This window comes from Actinacidiphila sp. bgisy167 (assembly GCF_965342175.1).
Lineage (GTDB): Bacteria > Actinomycetota > Actinomycetes > Streptomycetales > Streptomycetaceae > Actinacidiphila.
Genome location: NZ_CBDRBL010000033.1, coordinates 1 through 18,935, shown reverse-complemented (window position 1 = coordinate 18,935; position 18,935 = coordinate 1). Strand labels below are relative to the sequence as shown.

Below are 18,935 nucleotides of genomic sequence, written 5' to 3'. Positions count from 1 at the left end.
GTCATGCTGCCCTCTCTGGTCGCCGAGGACCTGCGTCGAGCCCTGGCCACCTACCTGACGACGAGCTTCGCGCTTGCCGATGACGACGTGCGCGAGGAACTGGACGCGTTCCTGGAAAGGCCGGAGAGTCGACTGTTCCGCGGGCCGTATCTGCGGGTCCGTACGCCCTTCCGGGAGGCTGCGAAGGGGTGGGAGAAGGCGCTCGACTGGAGCCCGACAGGCCTCACGCCGTACACCCACCAGGCTGCTGCCTGGCAGCGGTTGTCCTCGAAGGACGGGCGCCAGCCCGAGCCCACCATCGTCACCACGGGCACCGGGTCGGGTAAGACCGAGTCGTTCCTCGTGCCGATCCTGGACCACTGTGCACGAGCCCGGGCGGCCGGCCAGCGGGGCGTGAAGGCTCTGCTGCTGTACCCGATGAATGCTCTGGCCGATGACCAGGCCCGTCGCATCGATGAGTACCTCGCCTCCGAAGAGGCGCTGAAGGACGTCACAGCAGGTATCTACATCGGTGGGGCGTCCGGGCCCCGGTCGGGCTCTGACGAAGATGAAAACGAGCCCTGCTCGTACGGTCGCGACACCGGATCGACCTCTCTCGCCGGAGACCCGACCGTCACGAAGCTGATCACCGATCGGGACGCGATCCGAGCGGATCCGCCGGACATCCTGCTCACGAACTACAAGATGCTGGACCTCCTGCTGCAGCGGATCCCGGATGTTCCGCTATGGCAGTCCGGCACCTTGGCGTACGTCGTCCTCGACGAGTTCCACACCTACGACGGCGCGCAGGGCACCGATGTGGCCATGCTGCTGCGCCGCCTCGGCGCGGCGACCGGAGCCGCGCGTGAGGGGCTTCCGCTCGGCGACATCACGCCAGTGGCGACGTCGGCGACGCTGGGTGGTGGAGTGCCCGACGGCCCCGTCGCGGCGGGGCCCGAGCGGTCGGACCGCGAACTTCTGCTGGAGTTCGCGGAGAAGGTTTTCGGCACGCCCTTCCCGGACGCCGCGCTCATCGGCGAGGACCGGCTGCTGCCTGGCGAGGTCGTGGACGTACCGGACTTCCTCCTTCCCACACCGACGCCCGCTGATCTGGCAGCGCTTCCCGATCCGCTCGACGACGAGGCGGCTCTCGTGGACCTGGCGCGGGTCATGCTCGGCGAGCCGATCACCGACCCGCTGCAGGTCGGCGCCAAGTTGAAGCAACACATCCTGGTCAAGGCCATCCTCGACGTTGCCGGCAGCATCCCGGTGACTGTCCCGGACATCGCGCGTGAGTTCGCGCAGCGCGGCGGCGGCCCCGCGTGGGACGAGGCCGCGCGAAGCGACTCACGCCTTGTGGAACTCGCGTTCGCGCGGATCCTCGCACTGATCTCTCACGCTCGCACTCCGCACCCCGAAACGGGAAGGCCCGTCCCTTTCCTGCGCGTTGAGGCGCAGCTTTGGGTGCGCGAGGTCCGGCGCGTCATCCGGGCGGCGACCGCTGAGCCGCACTTCCGCTGGTACGACGACGACGGCCCTACGGGCGACTCTCGGCCGAACCCGGCCAATCTGGCCATCTACCAGCCGATGGAGGTCGACAGCGCGGGTGAGATCGGCGACCGGGAGGACGTGTCGCGCCGTCCTGTGGGCCCGCCGTACAGGCGTCACCTTCCGGCGGTCTACTGCCGTCACTGCGGCCGGTCGGGCTGGGCTGCCTTGTCCACCGAACTGGAGTGGCAGCAGCTCAAGACGAACACGCTGGACATCTACAAGGCTTCCGCGCAGAAGAAGCGGCCCGTGCGCTGGATGCTGCGGGCTCGCCCGGACGAATACCCGGTGCTGCACCTGCACGCGGAGAACGAACGGCTGTTGACCAACCCAGCTGAGGACACCGTCGCGGTAATCACCCCCCAGGGGCCGTTGCCCGTCGGCGCCGATGAGGAGTGCCCCTCGTGCGGTCTCGACGACGGTATGCGGTTCCTCGGCGCGGGCACGGCCACTCTCGCGTCGGTCACCACGACGCAGTTGTTTTCGGAGCGGGGGCTCGCCAAGAGCGAGCGGAAGCTGCTGGTGTTCACCGACGCGGTGCAGGACGCCACACACCGGGCTGCGTTCATCGCGAACCGCAGCTTCGGGTTTACCCTTCGTGGCCTGCTGACCAAGCACCTTGTCCCGGGACAGTCGATCGCCGTGCACGATCTCGCGGCCGATGCCGCTGAGGCCGTTGTCATGGCCGCTGGTGGGGGGGAGCGTGAGGAACTCGCCTCGATCGTCCCACCCGACCTGCGAGAGAACCCGGACATCCGGACCCTCCTCGATGAGTCGGACGACTTCAGCGACGCCGGCGCGGCGATGCTCCACAGCCGCCTGGTCTTCCAGACCCTTCTGGAGTTCGGCCTGCGCTCGCGCCTAGGCCGCACCCTGGAACTGACTCGCACGGCCGCCGCCGAGGTCGACCTCAAGGGACTCCCGTATCTGTGCGCGGAGTTGCGGGAGCGGCATCAGCGTCTTCCCGGGCAGATCTCCCTGCCAACGGATGACGCGGCGTACGAGGTCTTCCTGCGCGGCCTGGTCGAGCGGCTGCGGCTGCGCGGCGCGCTGTTTCACCCCTGGCTGCAGGAGTACATCCGCCAGGCCGGTGCGAGGCGCTGGCCGATCTGGGGCGGAAGGCCCACCGGCATGCCGGCCTTCCCACGTGGGCTCGCTGCACCCGCCTTCCCGGTAGCCGGCGGCGCACGTACCACCGGCTTCGACTCACTTACCCGGGACAACACGTGGTTCGCGGACTGGGGGCACCGCACACTTGGCTGTGACCGGCGTGAGGCCCGCGCGGTCACTGAGCTGGCCATGAAGCTGCTCGCACAGCGAGAGATCCTGGCCACCTACCACGCCGAAGGCGGGGCGCTCGTCTACGCACTCAAGCCGCGCAATGTGCTCGTGTACCGCATCGACGACAGCGCTTCCTCCGACGAGGACGGTGTCAACGCGTGCGGCGTACGCTGCGACACCTGCACCTGGCGGCAGACCGTACCGCCGGGGCGGCGCGCGCAGTGGCTGGGCACCGCGTGCCTGCGGTTCCGCTGCTCGGGGCACTTCGTCGAGGACGACCGCGACTACACATCCGACTACTACCGACGGCTCTACACCTTCGACCGGCCCGGCGACGTGCTGACTGCTGAGCACACGGGGGCGCTGAGCCGGGAGCGGCGCGAGCGAGTCGAGGCCGCGTTCAAGAACCGGGCATCGGCCTTCGACCCGAACGTGCTCACCTGCACACCCACACTTGAACTCGGCATCGACATCGGCGACCTCTCGGCAGTGTTGCTCGCCTCGATGCCGCCCGGGCCGGCCAACTACGCACAGCGAATCGGCCGGGCGGGACGCAGCACTGGCAACTCCCTGGCGGTCACGTTCGTCCCGCGGGGTGCCCGCAGCCACTACTACCTGCACACCCCGGAGCAGATGCTGGCGGGCAGGATCATTCCGCCGGACTGCTACCTGGACGCCTCCGAGATCCTTCGACGCCAGTACCTGGCCTTCCTCTTCGACCGCGCCGCCGACCGGAGCCTGTGGGAAGGCACGGTGATCCCCGAGCGTCCCATGCCCCCGCGCATCGGTGAGCTGTTCGGGCAGGGGCTGGCCGAAGATGGATGGTTCCGCCGCTTCCTCGATGTCGCCAGCGCCCGCCACGCCGAGCTGTTTCAGGCATTCATCAAGCTCTTCCCGGCGATGAGCCCGGCCGCACGCCAGGGCGTGGAGTCCTTTGCTGCACAGGAATTGGAGGTGGCCGTCGGGGCCGCCGCGAGCGCGTGGAACAAGCGGGTGGCCGCCCTACGCGCGAGGATGCGGCAGATCGGCCGGGCCTTCGACGCCCTCGCATCAGCGTCGGGGGATCCGGAACGTGACAAGCAGCGGCGCCAGCTGTTCGCCGAGCAGCGGACCGTGCGTAGACGCCGAGATGAGCTCGTCGCGGAGAACTCGATCAACGCCCTCGTGCGGCTGGGCCTCCTGCCCAACTACACCCTCCACGATGACGCGACCGTCCTCGACGCCACCTTGTGGTGGCGCGACAGCGACGGCGAGTTCGACGAGAGCTCCACCGACTACGGGCGAGGCTCACGCCTCGCGCTCACCGAACTCGCCCCCGGCAACATCTTCCACACCGACGGTTTCAAGTTCATCGTCAACGGCGTGGACCTTGGCACCGGAACCGGAGGCGGCGAGGATGCCTACGCACTGTGGCGGTTCTGCCCTGAGTGCGGATTCGTCGCGACAGAGGAGACCGGACTCGACGTCACCGCCTGCCCGCGCTGCACGGCCCCACAGATCGCCGACCCCGGCACCGTGCACAAGGTACTGGTGCCCGAGCGGGTCCTCGCGCGTGAACGTCGCGAGGACGCCCGCCTCACCGACGAGCGCGACGAGCGCGAACGCCGACAGTTCGACGTGATCACCTTGGTCGACATCGACAAGGACCAGGCCCAGGGGCTCAGGGCGTGGCGTCGCATCAGCAAGACCGGGGAGAAGGCCCCGCCTTTCGGCGTCGAGTTCGCCCGGGTGGCGACCATCCGCACCATCAATCTGGGACCGTCCGCTGCGCCGGGCTCGACACACGTGATCCGCGGCGACGAGCTTCAGGCTCCTGGATTCGAGACCTGCCTGGAGTGCGGGGCGGTGAGAGGCGTGCATCCGCAGGCATGGGACCCCTCCGCTCAGCGCGTCGGCACCCGGCATGCGTACTGGTGCTCCCACCGCGATGACGGCGTGAACCACGAGCCGACCGAGAAGCTGCTCCTGGCCCATGAGCTGACCACACAGGCTCTGCGTATCCTGCTGCCCGTCTCCACGATGGATCTCACAGAGCGCTTGGTCTCCTTCAAGGCGGCACTGCTCCTCGGTATCACGAAGCACTTCGGCGGAGCCCCCGACCACATCCGCGTGGCTACCGACAGCATGCCCGGGGACAGCCGGGAGCTACGTAGGCGCTTCCTCGTCCTGCACGACTCCATGCCCGGCGGCACCGGCTACCTTGAGCACCTCGCGGATCCCAAGGTGCTGCACCGCGTCCTGAGCCTTGCCCAGACAGCTCTCCGAGACTGCCCCTGCCACAAGGAGGGGCAGCGCACTCCCTGCCACCGCTGCCTGCTGCCCTTTGTCTCCAGCAGCGAGCACCCGCACGTCTCCCTTCGCATCGCGAGGGAACTCCTGGACGAGATCCTCAAGGACTGGGACGTCGAGCGCGTGGACACGCTCTCCGGCGTCCGCATCGACCAGCTGGTCGACAGCGAGCTGGAGGACCGGTTCGTCCGCACGCTCATCACCTGGGGACGCCGCGAGGAGGAGGACGGCTCGGTCACCGCCAAGGCCGGCCAGCGCGGCATCGAGCACGAGCTGCGTTTCACGAGAGGGGGTACGGCCACGCGCTGGCGCATGCGGGATCACGTGCGGATGGACACGGCCGTGCCGTCCGAACCCGACTTCCTCCTGGAACGCACTGATGGCCCTAGCGAACGTGTCGCTGTTTTCCTTGACGGATTTGCCTTCCACGCCAGCGAGCGCGTCAACAGCATCGCCGACGACGCGGCCAAGCGGGCGGCTCTCCGAGCCGAGGGAATCCTGGTCTGGCAACTGACCTGGGGCGACGTGATGGCGTGGGCGACGGCAGTCGGCGGCGCGGTTCAGGGGCAGAAGGTGCGCACCCCGACTTCGCCCCTGCACGCAGAACAAGCGCTCGGGCGAGCCCGCCAGATCCACCAGGGCCTGGTCGGCGAGGCCCGACCTGACGACACCCTCGACCCGGTGCTGCGCAATCCGGTGGAGACGCTGCTGGAGTTCCTCACGGATCCCGATCGGGCCAAGTGGGCGAGGCGAGCAGCCGGCCTGCTGGGCGGCTTCGGAGCGGTGGCACAGCCGCAGCCTGTGGACCGCGAGGAGATCGGGCGAGCGCTTCATGACATCCTGCGCGGCGCGGATCTGCCTGCCGCACCTGGGACCGCGGAGGCGTTCGGGATCGAGGCCCGCACCACCGGCCAGGTACGGATCATGGGCCTGCTGGACCGTCGGCCAGAGCCGCGGACTGGACGGCCGGACATGCGCGCATGGTCCGCGCTGACGGTGCTCGACGACCGGTCGGAGGCCGTCGCCGACGACGACCACAAGAACCGTTGGACGGACTGGCTGCGCTGGTCGAACCTGCTGCAGTTTCTCCAGCCTGCAGCCAGCGACGAATTGCCGCGCTCCTTCCACCATGTAGCAGTCTCCACCAGCGACCAGGTGGACCCGCACACCGTGGCGTTGCTGACCAGCGCGTTGCCCACGGAAGGCGGGGCCCCTCCGGCACTGCCGCCCCAGTGGGCCGAGGCACTCGAATGGGCATCGAGCAAGGTCGAACACGTCCTGCTCGCCCTGGTCGAGGAAGCCCGCGAGGGATGCATCGATGTGCCCGAAGTCGGCTACGAGTACGGAGACCAGGCGCTGCTGGCTGAGCTTGCCTGGGAGGATGAGAAGGTCGCGATCTTCATCGATGTGGACGAGGCACGGGACGCCGCGTTCGAGAACGCTGGCTGGTACGTGGCCCAGGCCGGCGCCGTGGACGTATCCGAGCTCATCAAGAAGTTGGAGGGGAACTGATGTCCGGCGCCAAGGTGATCATGGCGGACGTCTTCGGGAAGTCCTACGACGCGCTGGACGGCTCTGTCCAACCGCTTGTGCTGCAGTTCATCATGAAGATGCAGCGTGACCCCGACTCCAACGGCCTCAACCTCAAGCCCCCGAAGGGCGCCAAGGACAAGAGAGTCCGCACCGCGCGCGTCACCGACAACTACCGCGCCGTGCTCATGCACTACGCCGACCGCATCTACTACCTGGTCGCCGTCCTGCCGCACGACGACGCGTACGACTTCGCCGCGAACATCCTCTTCGACATCAACAAGGTCACAGGCGGTATCGAGCTGATCAATCTAGGCAGCCTGTATGGCACCCTCAGTGGGCAGTCGAAGAATGCGGACAGCACGGCGGACAAGAAGCCGGCGCTCTTCGAGGGTGTCTCCGACGCCGACTTCGAACGCCTCGGCGTCCACTCCTCCATTGTTCCGGCACTCCGCGAGATCCACAGTGAGGACGCCGTCCTCGGCATCGTCGAGACCCTGCCGAAACTGGCCCGCGACGTGATCCTGTGCCTCGCTGACGGCATGTCCGTCGAGGAAGTCTGGGAACAGGTCAGCTCCGTTGCCGCGACCGAGGACGAGGTCGACCCCCAGGACTACGAGGCCGCCATCGAGCGTCCAGCCACCAAGGAAGCGTTTGTGATCACCGGCGACATCGCCGAGTTCGGGCGCATCCTGACCGAGCCGCTCTCGGCCTGGCGGATCTTCCTTCACCCTGCGCAGCGGAGCCTGGCCGAACGGAAGACCCCGTACAAGGGCCCTGCACGCGTCACCGGAGGCCCCGGCACCGGCAAGACCGTAGTGGCACTGCACAGGGTCAAGGCCCTCGCCGAGCGCCTGCCGCCTGGCCAAGCCATCCTTCTGACCACCTTCACCACCAACCTCGCCAACCTCCTCAAGTCCCAGCTCAAGGACCTTGGCGGAGCCCAACTGCTGGCCAAGGTCGATGTCCGGAACATCGACAAGGTCGCCTACGGCACGGTGAAGGAGACCTTCGGCCCGGAGGCCCCCAGCCGACTCAAGGACAGCGACGTCCTCAACCGCTGGATCGAACTCGCTCAGGAACAGGCCGAACCGCACTTTGACGGCCGCTTCCTCGACGCCGAATGGAAGCAGGTCGTCCTTGCCCAGGACATCCGCAGCCGAGACGAGTACTTCGCCGCTCGACGGGCCGGCCGCGGCAGACGGCTGAACCGGCCCGAGCGCGCCCAAGTCTGGTCCCTCATTGAGGAATTCGAGCGCAGGCTCGACCGCGAGAAGGCCGCTGGCGTCACCCAGCTCGCCGCCCAGGCGGCCCGGATCGCCTCCGGCTGGTCCGACGAGGAGCGGCCATACCGGCACATCGTCGTGGATGAGGCGCAGGACCTGCACGCGGCGCACTGGAAGCTGCTGCGCGCCCTGGTCCCCGAAGGCGACGACGACCTCTTCATCGTGGGTGACGCACACCAGAGGATCTACGACAACCGGACATCCCTCAGCGCTCACGGGATCAACATCCGTGGCCGATCCCGGCGGCTCACCCTCAACTACCGGACCACCCGGCAGATCCTCGCCGCCTCTCTGAACCTGCTCGGAAACACGGACTTCGACGACCTCGACGGGAACCCCGAGCAGCTGCGCGGATACCGCTCCGTCCTCTCCGGAGCCACCCCCGAGACACAGGAGTACCGGACCCCCGCCGCGGAGATGAAGGCGCTGGCGAAGCGCGTCGACGGATGGCAGCGGGAAGGCATCAAGCCGCATGAGATCGCGGTCGTGGCCCGAACCCACGCGATTGCTGACGCCGTCCTTCAAGCCCTGCGTGACGCCGGACTCGCGGCCGTGAAGGTCGAGGACTCCCGCGTCCCCGAACCTGACCAGGGCGTCCAGATCATGACCATGCACCGCATCAAGGGCCTTGAGTACCGAGCCGTCGCGGTTGTCGGGGCCGGTGCACAGAACATGCCGCTGCCCACCGCCCTCACCCCGGAGACCGAAGACAACCTGCAGCACGCTGCTGACCTGCGGCGCGAGCAGTCGCTGTTGTTCGTCTCCGCGACGCGTGCCCGGGAGCAGCTGTCGATTACATGGTCGGGCCGACCCAGTCGGTTCTTGGAGCCAGCCGGTACGCAGTAGATGACAGTGAGCAGCGCCATCACCTGGCTCACGTCGACCCAGGCGATCACGCTGCTCGCCCCTTGTCCTGCGCCCATCACTGATGCGGCCAGGGCGTCCCGTATGGACCGAGGTCACCCGAGCGAGTGAATCCCTGATTCACCCACCCACCCCTGGCTGAATGGAAACGCCCTGGTCAGCCGGGTGGAAGCCCCTGGGCGCGCGACACGCGCGCTCGGATGCTTGCCACCGAACCTTCAGGGGTTCGGCATCATCACTTCCGTCACGCAGTGCTCTCTGTCAAGAACACTCAGTAAAGTGGGATGGAGGAGTGACGGTGCTTGATGCCGTAATGAGTCGGCGCCGGACGATGATGGTCAGCGCCACCGTCCGCCTCGGTTACGCCTGGACGATCCGGCGCGAAGAACCGCGGGCGTGGCGCGAAGTCATGAGTATGACTGGAGTGGTCAACTCGATCCTCGGTGCTGGCCGTGAGGCCCTGACGCCGGCTGAACTCGTCGACCAGCTTTCGCGGCATCCGCTTCGTCAGCTCGCTCCCGAAGTCTTTGAGGATGACCCCCTTGGGCGGGTCACGGTTTTGGAGTGGGGCGAGATCAGCGACGACGTCTACTCCGACGGATGCTCGGCGATCGTCGAGCTGCTGGAGCGAGGGGATCGCGGACGCGGCTGGATGCCCACGTGGACGTGGATGCAGCACGAGCTTGTCGAGCAAGACGCGTTCCTGGGGCTCAAGGCGGGTGCGAGCGACGCGGATTACGTGATTCGCCGACGCTTCTCGATCGAGCACCCGGCCGGTGAACGAGGGACCATCGCTGACCTGTGCAGCGACGCCGGGATTCTGCCCCCAGTCCGCTACGTTCCCCTGCCGCCGGATCGTTCCCATGAAGGACGTTACTGGTGGCCGTGCCCCGTGTGCCACTGGCCCATGCGGGTCAACGGGGCATCGGTGCGCTGCAGCTACCAACCCCACAACGCTGCATACGCCATCCGCAGCCTGCCAGAAGGCCAGCCTCCCAAGCTCCGCCCACGCGACGACACGGTGCGCCGGCAGCCTGCGGCAAAGATCGTGCACCACGACGGTGATCGCCAGACAGTGTGCGTTGAGTTCCCCGTGTGGCGCTACATCGTTGTTCCCGGCGTCGAGGAGATCAAGCTCTACAAGAGGTGGGACGGCAAGCTGCCCATGTCTGTCGATCTTTGGCCTCATCAGGACGCCTACGACTTGAGGTTCGCCATCAACGAGCTGGACTGGGCATGGGCGATCGATCTCAAGGACGTGGCCAGTGCCTCCGCACTGGCCGACGAGGTCGCCAAGAAGCCGCTGGTCGCGAAGACCATCGTCCTTCCGGACCACCGCGGCACCGCGCAGCGCGAGGAGCTGCAGGATCTGTTGCCGGACTACACCGTCCTCATGGTCGAGGACGTGAACCGGATCCTGAAGAAGAAGCTCGGCGAGGCGAGGAAAGACCGGTGATCGACGCACGCGATCACGGTGACCTCGGGCGGCGTCAGTCCCAGCTCGTGTCCCGCCTCATTGCCTGTGCCTGTGCTTGCGCGCAGGCGTACTTCCCCGACGGCAGGACGGGCACCACGCTTACGGCCGCTCAGTACCTTCTGACGGGGAAGTACGACGCCTGGGCGTCCTTCGCCTCGCTCCCGCAGGATGATCAACGTCGTCTCAGCCGACTGCTCGCCCACAGAGCGAACCCGCTGGCGAACGACACAGCGTTCCGCGATTATGCCAACACCAACTTCTTCGAGCGTCGCGTTCCAGGCTTCCGGTTGCACGACGACCGAGAGCGAGTAGGCGCGCACCATGGCCTGGACCCTCGTACCTGCGCTGACCAGCTGTTGGCGGAGATGGACGGCATCCGGGCCTCGCAGCTGGTGGCCAGCGCGATCGCGAAGCCGGGCGAGTACACCCACACGCTGCGTGTGCCTATGGCAGGCCGCCAGAGCGCACCCGTACTCGCCTACTACACTTTCGAAGAGCACCACGCACCGCCGCACCAGCCGCAGCCGGCACGGATGCACACGGCTCCAGAGCTTCTGGAGCCAGCACTCAAGATCCGGGACTTTCTGCAACTGAACGCAGAGCTCGACCAAGGGACGGGGAAAGCGTTCCGGGCGGAGACCCTCGCCCCGTTCTTCAGGAAGATGCGGACCGCACGGGGGGAGGCGGTCAAAGACGTCCTGAGACTGCAAGCGGGCCCGACGAATGTGCTGAGCGCACCCACAGGCTCCGGAAAGAGCGTCTTGCTCCGAAGCTATGCGACCTGGGCGGTACAGGAGGGGCACACCGTCGCCCTGGTCGTGGGCACCAACGCGAACGCCCTGAAGCTCGCCCACTCGATCGAGCAAGATCTTGAGGAATGGGGCGTCCGAGAACGGCTGGGTGCGGATGCCTCGACCGTGGTCGTCCCGCTGATGTCCCCCAACAGCCTGATGCGGGAACTGGACCGAGCGGTTCACGGCTCGCATGACCCGGAATACGTCGACTGGGTCTTCGCCCGGATCGGTTACTCCTGCCAGTTGCCCTCATGCGCCTCTGTGGACGAAGCGGTGGACACATGGGTGCCTGGCGGCGAGCCCTGTACGAAGCTGACCCCCGTACGCCCAGCGCGCGGGGAGCCTTACCGGAGTATGCCGGCGCCGAAGGTCTGCCCCTTCCGACAGGGCTGCGGCAAGTTCCGGCTGGCCCGCCAAGCGACCTCGGCACGCATCATCGTGACCACGCACGCCAACCTCTATGAGGGGCGCATGCACATCCCGCTCGAAGCGGATGACGGGACGGTGGACGAAAAGGTCAGCGTGGAGAAGTTCCTCATGACTCGCGCCCAGGTCATCCTCATCGATGAGCTCGATGCTTTCCAGTCGACGGTGATGGACCGTTCCGGGCGTGGGCTCGCGCTGGCATGGGGTGACCGGGGGCACGATCGTCCGCTGCTGGAGGTGGACACTCAGCTCGTCAGTGCCTTCTATCGGTTGCCAGGTGCCTTGGAAGAGCGGACACGCTCCAATGTGTCGGAATGCAGACGTCTGGCTGAGACCTACACCATGCATCTGGCGCGAGGTGACCTAGCCCTTAGAGATCAACTCTCCGACAAGCACCAGCAGAAGCCGGGCAGGAGGCGGGGCGGCCGTCGGTGGATCGTCCCCCAACGCTGGGATGGATGGCTGTCCAGACACCTGGCAGCCTTCCTCTCGGACGACCTGGCCATCGTGCCCACCGCCCCCGAAACGCGGGAGGCTTCGACAGCGGCCGTGCTGCTGGAAGCCGTGTATGACAGAAAGATCGCGACGTACGTTCTACCTCCGCACGTCCGAGAGTTCGCACGGCTGGTGCGCTCGATCACCGCTCCCATGGACGCCGCAGGAGTTCTGGAGCACGCCCGCGGTGAGCTGTTCGAGCTGCTGGCCTCCTGGATTCCCTCGGGGAAGACCCGAGCGGCGGTGATCGACCGCCTGGCTCGCAGGATGTTCCTGGTTCCGCTGAGGGAGATGCTGTACAGCTTCGTTCACGACGCCCCACAGCTCAAACTTGCCGGTGTCCCGGCGGCAGAGGAAATCGCCCAAGCCCTGGGCGGCTACGAGAAGTGGAGGGCGATCCCGCACGGGCCACTCGGACGACTGGTGTTCGCCTTCACCGAGGACCACAACCCCAAGTCACCCCACGAGACCAAGCTCAGCGCCGCCGCGTTCGGCGGCGACCCGCACCGCTACATCACTTCACTGGGACAGATCACGGCGCTCGCGCATTCGGGGCACCCCCGAGCCGTCCTCGGACTGTCGGCAACGGCTTACATGCCTGGGGCACATCGGCACCACATCCACATCCGCCCCCAGTTCGTCGTGCCGGACGAAGGATCGTCAGTGGTCATCGACGCCCGTCCCATCCCAGACCTGGAGGGAGAGCTGATCCGGATCTCTGGTCTCTCCGGCAAGAAGAGGCGGGAGGCCACGAGACAGCTGGGCATGAGGCTGTGGAGTGAGCTCTCGCGCGAACTCGAAACGCTCGCTGCACCAGACCTCCCGGGTATTCAGGACGCGATTCTCCTCGCCACCACCTCCTACCAGAGCTGCCGAGACCTGGCCGAAGGCATGCGTCTCGCCGGCGCACCACCCGGCCTCATCGCTGCCGCAGTGAGGCCTGACGCGGATGCCGAAACCGCAGCCGAGCTGGGCGTCGAAGACCGGCCCTGGATCGAGATTCCGGGGGACCAACTGGAGGACTTCGGCGCACTGGCCCACGCCCGTATCCTCATCGCCCCCCTCAAGCGCGCCGAACGCAGCCTCAACATCCTCACGCCCGGCGAGCGCCGATCCCGGATCGGCTCCATCTGGCTCGCGGTACGCCCCATGTCGATCGTCGATGACCCCGACGAACTGCTCGCTCACGTGGGCGCCAGAGCCCTAGACGATCACCGCGTCCACGACAAGCCATGGCTCGAACTCGCGCGATCCAAGAAGACCGCCGGCCAGTACTTCGACGAACTGCTGAGCAGGGAGCGCTACTTCAGCGCCCTGCCGCGCCGGGCCAAGAAGGCCATCGCCGCTGAGCTCATCGCCTCCATCATCCAGCTGGTCGGCCGTGCACGCCGCGGCGGCACACCAGGCCGGATCCGCCTCGTCGACTACGCCTTCCTGGACCCCAAGGGCAACTCCGACCTGCCCAGCCTCATCCGGCAGCTCCGAGCTGACTGGGCTCGCACCGGTGAACTCGACACCCTGCTTACCACCAACGGCGAGGCACTCAAGGCCTTCTTCACCTTCGCAGAGAACCACCACGTCACCGCTGACTCATTGGATACCGCATGCTGACGTCCCTCGCCTACCTCCTCGAACCTGAGCGTCTGGGCAGAGTGGTGCTTTACCGACTGACCAAGGACTTTTCCGAGGCATGGCGCCAGCTGCCTCGCTACCGCGACAACGACACCTCTAAGCCGGTACGGCCCGCTTACGCCGGACTCGCCACAGCACTGTCCGCCGTGACCAGCCAGCCCATCGTGATCATGCCGGACGCCATCACTCCACCCGAGGATGACTTCGCAGTCCCCGCAGTCCTCGCCACCACCAAGCCCATCGCACCCCGCTTGCTGACACGGGCAGTCCGCAGCTGGGAGCAGCTCATTCGAGGCGGTGCGGACGACAACACCCTCGCCCCGCTCCTAGCACAGAGCGAGATGGTCAAGCCCAAACTCGGATTCTTCATCGAGAACGCGGCCTCCGGTCGACCGCGCGCGCCACAGTGGTTCTACCGAGTCGCCGCATGGAACTTCGCCGCCACACTCGCTCGCACGCCGCTCCACCTGCCCGCAGGCACGGCTGACGCAGGCAAGCGCCTCGAATGGCTCATGGACACAAGAGGCAGTCTGCTCGCCTGGGACCACGTTCTGAAAGGGCAGACAGAACGACCGGCGAGGATCGGCTACGGGATGCACAAACTCGACTTCCGTGTCATCACCCTGCCCGGCGAACCGAGGATCGGCATCCACGTTCTGCCGACCTTCAGCAGGCTGGCCACGCACTGGGCCGGCACCCGCACCGCATTCGTCGAACGTGGCAAGAACAACACCGTACTTCGTCTCCCCGTCGGCCACCGCCGCACGGACGAGGGATGGGAGCCGTACGCACGAAACTTCGCCGCCCAAGTCGTCTCGGCCTGCAACCTGGAGGCAATCAAGCTGGGCACCAACGAGACCCTGGCTGACATGAGCGGCTCGGTGCGCGCCTTGGTGCCCGGGCCCACCGAGCATCCGCTGGGAAAAGGCACAGGCACTCGCTTCAACCTCTACCTCGCCAACCATGTGAAGACGGCTGCGGCGAAGCTGAAGATCGAGCAGGTCACGTACGGGCGAACCGACGTCGAGGTAATCCGTCACACGACGGGACCGGTCGTACGGGAGGACGTCGACCACGCGCTCAGCGGCACGGGACAGGACCGGGTGCGGGTCCTCGCTTTGTACGACGATGAATACACGCGCGAGCGGATGATCACGGCGCTTACTCCGTACCTTGAGGACCCGGAACAGGCCGCGGACTGGAACGACAACCGCGATCACCAGCTCACAGAGAGGTTGTGTGTTCAGCTGAGGCGGGTGCCTGCTCTGGTCTCCCCGACGCCAATCGACTGGGACCGTGAACTTGCCTTTCTTGCCCCACTTGTGAGTACCGCGCTCACTGGTGTGTGGGTAGAGACGATCTGGAACCCCAAGAAGCGCACCACCCGAAGGGGACAGCAGGCCGACGTCTACGACCCGAAGCGCGATCTCCGCAGGCACTTCCACCGACGTGGAACGGTTTCCCAGTTCATCGCCCAGCGCCCCCGGCCGAGGCCCCCCAAGCCTGAAGACGAGGAAGGTCTGCCACCGGAGCCGGGGACCGACGCTGATCTTGAGATCCTTGGGGCTGACGGTGCCCCGGAGCCTTCGGAAGACGAGACGCCGAAGAAGCCGAAGCGGAGCCGGCCGCGTCTGGACTACCCGGCCATCAACGGGTTGCGGGATCTGATGTTTCGCATGGGGGCGGTCGACGGACGCCTCGCCGAGGGGGTCGCACTGGACCGTCCCACGATCCTCGTCGGTCTGCACCTGCGTCAGCAGCGGATCAGCTCGAAGATCGGTTCTGCCGACAGGACACAGATGGTGGAAGTCCTCACGGCCCTTCACACCGATCCGGATCCGCGCTGGCCCTGGCGCCTGGAGATGTACAGCCGCCGCGACCACGCCTGGCTGCCCCTTCCCCAAGGGGAGGCTGCCTTCGGGACAGGCCCGATCGGAGTGGATCAGCACGCCCGTCACAAGGAAGGCGCTGCGTTGGTCCGTGAGCACATCAAGGCCGCACTGCGGATCCTGCCCGGACAGACACCGCTCGTCATCTTCGTGGACACGGAAGCATGCCGAACCATCTGGCCGGGACTGCAGCATGCGCGGTTCGGCGAAGCGACACTCCCCAGTGAAGGTCTTGACGACAACGGCCGCTCGGTAGCCGTCGTCAGCATCAACACGTCGTATGGCGAAGTCCCGACCCCGGTCGACCGCGCCGACGCCCGGGGGCGGCGGGACCCGGCGCGGCCACAGGCCCCCGACGACTGGCTGCACGAACGGACAACAGCCACAGGGCTGACCAGCTGGTACTTCGCCCAGAAGTCGCGTAGCTACGACGGCTTCGGACAGACCGGCATCAACGGCAGCACTTACACCCGCTTCACGATCCCTGAAGACCTGAGGGACAAGCTGCTGCGCAAGGATTGGCACAGCTTTACCGCGACTCAGATCACCGTGCCCCAGCCGGGCGAGCACAGGGCAAAGGATCTCGCTGCCCTGGCTGCGGCGCTGTGTCATCAGTCGCTCGCTTGGGACGCGCGCACTCGCCATCCCGTACCGCTCCATGTGGCCGGTGCCGTTGATCGAAACCATCCGGAGTACCGCGGCCCCAGCTTCGAGACCGAGACCGACCAGCCTGGTGATGACGTCTCCTGATGCTTCAGGAGTGCGCTGCTCAGACGCTTCCAGCAGGGCGTTGTAGGTGATGCTGTCGACGACCGAGTAATTCCCCAGCTGCGGCGCCACTGTCCCCAGGCAAGTGGTCGAACGCGTGGCGAGGCTGAGGGCGGCCCGCCTGCCTGGGCAGTGTCTCGTGTCCGGCGGTCCGTCAAGAACGCCTTCGGAGCCGCTGCCGCGGTGAGCTGCGCTCATCCTTGATAGTCCACCACGACCCGCAAGATCCGGCAGCTGTCATGCGAGCCGGGGACGAGCGACGCCCCCTTGGTCGCGCAGGCGCAGCGCCGGGATCCCCATGGGGAATTTTCCGGCGCCGCAGCCGGGGAATATCGCCGTCGTTCGCAGTGGCCACGCCCTTGTTGGTGCTGCCCAAAGCTGACAACACCGCAGGGCTTTGCATTATCACGACTGGGGCAGCCACACCAAACCGCTGGTTCTCCGGATTCTGATGCTGCTCGTCAGCGGCGATCCGTTCAACTTCGCCTGCAGATGGGCGTGAGCACGGAACGTCTGCTGCTTCGGCGGCCCTACCCGGAGAGACGCGATGCGTAACCAGCCAAAGCCCGCCATCGAGGCTGCCTTCTTGAACGTTCAGAACGCCGCAAAGTACATGGGCATCTCGGTGAACACCCTCTACGTCTGGCGCCACCGCCGGCAAGGGCCGCCCAGCTTCCGGATGGGGCCCGGCGGGAGGGTCATGTACCGCAGGGATCTGCTCGATGCGTGGCTCAGTGAACAGCAGCAGGCGGACTCGCGTTCGAACCCAGCCCTCAACCCGCTGAACAAGGCCCCGCGGCAGCGTGAGCGTCGCCGGGCTGCCTGACCTGGGAAAACGGGTCTGAGGAGTTCAGCAGCACTCGGAATTTCATGCACGCGGAGATCGTCTGTGTGTCTGATCGCGACGCAGATCGCGCCGAGAGAAGCAAGGCGAGGCCGAGGGTAAGACGAGTATGGCGGGTTACATCGAAGACCGGTGGCTCAAGAAGCGGCCGAACAAGGAGACGGGCAAGCGCGAGCGCACCGCCCTATGGGGCAAGTGCACGCGCTACCGCGTGAAGGGGATACCGGGCGTCCGTGACCGTTCATTCGACACGGTCGCGGACGCCAAGGCGTGGCTGGCCGAGGCACAGACCGACACACGTCGAGGGGATTTCGTCGACGCGCGGGACGGTGCGATCAGCCTTCGTGAGTACGTTGAGAAGCACTGGTGGCCCTCCCAGGTGCACCCTGCTCAGACGCTGGAAAGCATGAGGCACCGGATCTGGGGGCAGGTGCTGCCGCAGCTCGGAGACCTGGCGCTCAGGGACATCGGCGTCGCGGAGCTGCGCAAGTGGTCGGCCGACGTACAGAGGGCGGTCGCGTCGAGCACGGCCTATGTCGCCTGGGTGTACCTCAAGGCGATCATGCAGGCCGCGGTCGAGGACAAGCGGTTGTACCGCAACCCGTGCAAGGGCAACAGCTCGATCAAGCCGCCGAAGAAGCCGGAGCGCAAGGCTCGCGCCTGGGAACAGGATCGCGTCGACGCCGTACGGGGGGCACTGGCCGACCGCTACCGGATCATGCTCGACCTCGGCGTCGGATGCGGCCTTCGGCAGGGTGAGGTGTTCGGCTTCAGCCCGGGTGACATCCATGGCGACTTCGTGCACATAGAGCGGCAGATCCTCATGTATAAGTCGCAGCTGTACTTCGGCCCGCCCAAAGGCGGCAAGGAGCGCGACGTGCCTTTGCCGAAGGTGCTCGCGAAGCGGCTCCTCACCCACCAGGAACGCTTCGAACCGATCGACGTCACCCTGCCGTGGCTGGACCCCGAGGAACCCGACCTCACACGCGAGGACCGACGCAAGGTGACTGTCCCGCTGCTCGTCTACACCGGGCGGCGCGGCGCGATCAACCGCACCACCTGGAACACCAAGGCATGGAAGCCCGCGCTCGCCGCAGTGGGAGTCATCCCGCCGCTGCCCGAGCGGCAGCCGGGCGAGAAGCCGTCGCGGGTTTGGGAGCCGAGTCGCGAGCACGGCTTCCACGTCTTGCGTCACACGTACGCCTCGGTGATGCTCGAAGCCGGTGAGTCGATCGTCTCGCTCGCGAAGTGGCTGGGGCACTCCGATCCGGCGTTCACGCTCCGGACGTACACTCACTTCATGCCGCAGGCCGGCGCGCGGGGACTGTCCGCGATCGAGGCGTGGCTCACGGATCTCGACTGAAAGTCCCTGAGAAGTCCCAGAGGGCCGGAACAGCCGCCGGACTCCCATAAACATGCAGGTCAGAGCGTGATCGCTCCCCGAGCGGAACAGAACCCGGCGTACAGCTCGACTCGTCTGCCACCGGGGCCCTGACCAGGGCAGTCGCCTCGGTCGGGGCCACAAGGCGTTCAGCCGGTGTGCCCGCTCCTACCCGCGGTTTCCCGGCACTTCCTGCGCCATTGTGCACGCGATGTGCGGCCTTGCAGACTGGCATGTCTCATGGCACGGAAACCATTTATTTGTCGGCGCGTTGATGCGGCGCAACTTCCTACTGACGCTTCTATGACGTGCGTTCACCTGCCAGCCGCCTCAGTATGTGACACGCGGCGCCAGGGGAAACACGGCCCTCGTGGGGACTCGGGCTTCGATACTCCGGGTGCAACACGCCACGGACCGGCCCGTTGCCGCTCGGATCCGGGACGCTGTGCAAC

7 protein-coding genes are annotated in these 18,935 nt (G+C 66.7%); all 7 read left to right on the top strand.

The features are described from left to right. The first annotated feature begins 3 nt into the window (after positions 1-3). The 7 genes from ACRWND_RS15355 (at position 4) to ACRWND_RS15325 (ending at position 18,465) form a co-directional block, all read left to right on the top strand. Positions 4-6,609 carry a DEAD/DEAH box helicase gene (locus tag ACRWND_RS15355; RefSeq protein WP_431949475.1) on the top strand — a complete coding sequence of 2,202 codons (6,606 nt, stop codon included), beginning with the start codon at positions 4-6 and terminating at the stop codon, positions 6,607-6,609. After that, positions 6,609-8,759: a UvrD-helicase domain-containing protein gene (locus ACRWND_RS15350; RefSeq protein ID WP_431949473.1), complete on the top strand. Its 2,151-nt coding sequence runs from the start codon at positions 6,609-6,611 to the stop codon at positions 8,757-8,759. The genes ACRWND_RS15355 and ACRWND_RS15350 overlap by 1 nt, the downstream gene beginning before the upstream one ends. Positions 8,760-9,075: 316 nt before the next feature. After that, positions 9,076-10,233 carry a hypothetical protein gene (locus tag ACRWND_RS15345; protein ID WP_431949471.1) on the top strand — a complete coding sequence of 386 codons (1,158 nt, stop codon included), beginning with the start codon at positions 9,076-9,078 and terminating at the stop codon, positions 10,231-10,233. Continuing rightward, positions 10,230-13,580: a hypothetical protein gene (locus tag ACRWND_RS15340; RefSeq protein ID WP_431949469.1), complete on the top strand. Its 3,351-nt coding sequence runs from the start codon at positions 10,230-10,232 to the stop codon at positions 13,578-13,580. Before ACRWND_RS15345 ends, ACRWND_RS15340 begins: the two co-directional genes overlap by 4 nt. Then, entirely contained in the window at positions 13,574-16,240 is a 2,667-nt protein-coding gene (locus ACRWND_RS15335) for an RNaseH domain-containing protein (protein WP_431949467.1), read from the top strand. Before ACRWND_RS15340 ends, ACRWND_RS15335 begins: the two co-directional genes overlap by 7 nt. Before the next feature lie 604 nt (positions 16,241-16,844). After that, positions 16,845-17,084, top strand: coding sequence for a helix-turn-helix domain-containing protein (locus ACRWND_RS15330; RefSeq protein ID WP_431949465.1), 240 nt, complete (start codon positions 16,845-16,847; stop codon positions 17,082-17,084). Between the two features lie 127 nt (positions 17,085-17,211). After that, positions 17,212-18,465, top strand: coding sequence for a tyrosine-type recombinase/integrase (locus ACRWND_RS15325; RefSeq protein ID WP_431949463.1), 1,254 nt, complete (start codon positions 17,212-17,214; stop codon positions 18,463-18,465). Positions 18,466-18,935: the final 470 nt, after the last annotated feature.

Excerpts from the sequence above, each read along its gene's own strand:
- ACRWND_RS15335 (WP_431949467.1), top strand. The coding sequence starts at position 13,574 with ATGCTGACGTCCCTCGCCTACCTCCTCGAACCTGAGCGTCTGGGCAGA.
- ACRWND_RS15355 (WP_431949475.1), top strand. The coding sequence starts at position 4 with ATGCTGCCCTCTCTGGTCGCCGAGGACCTGCGTCGAGCCCTGGCCACC.
- ACRWND_RS15350 (WP_431949473.1), top strand. The coding sequence starts at position 6,609 with ATGTCCGGCGCCAAGGTGATCATGGCGGACGTCTTCGGGAAGTCCTAC.
- ACRWND_RS15325 (WP_431949463.1), top strand. The coding sequence starts at position 17,212 with ATGGCGGGTTACATCGAAGACCGGTGGCTCAAGAAGCGGCCGAACAAG.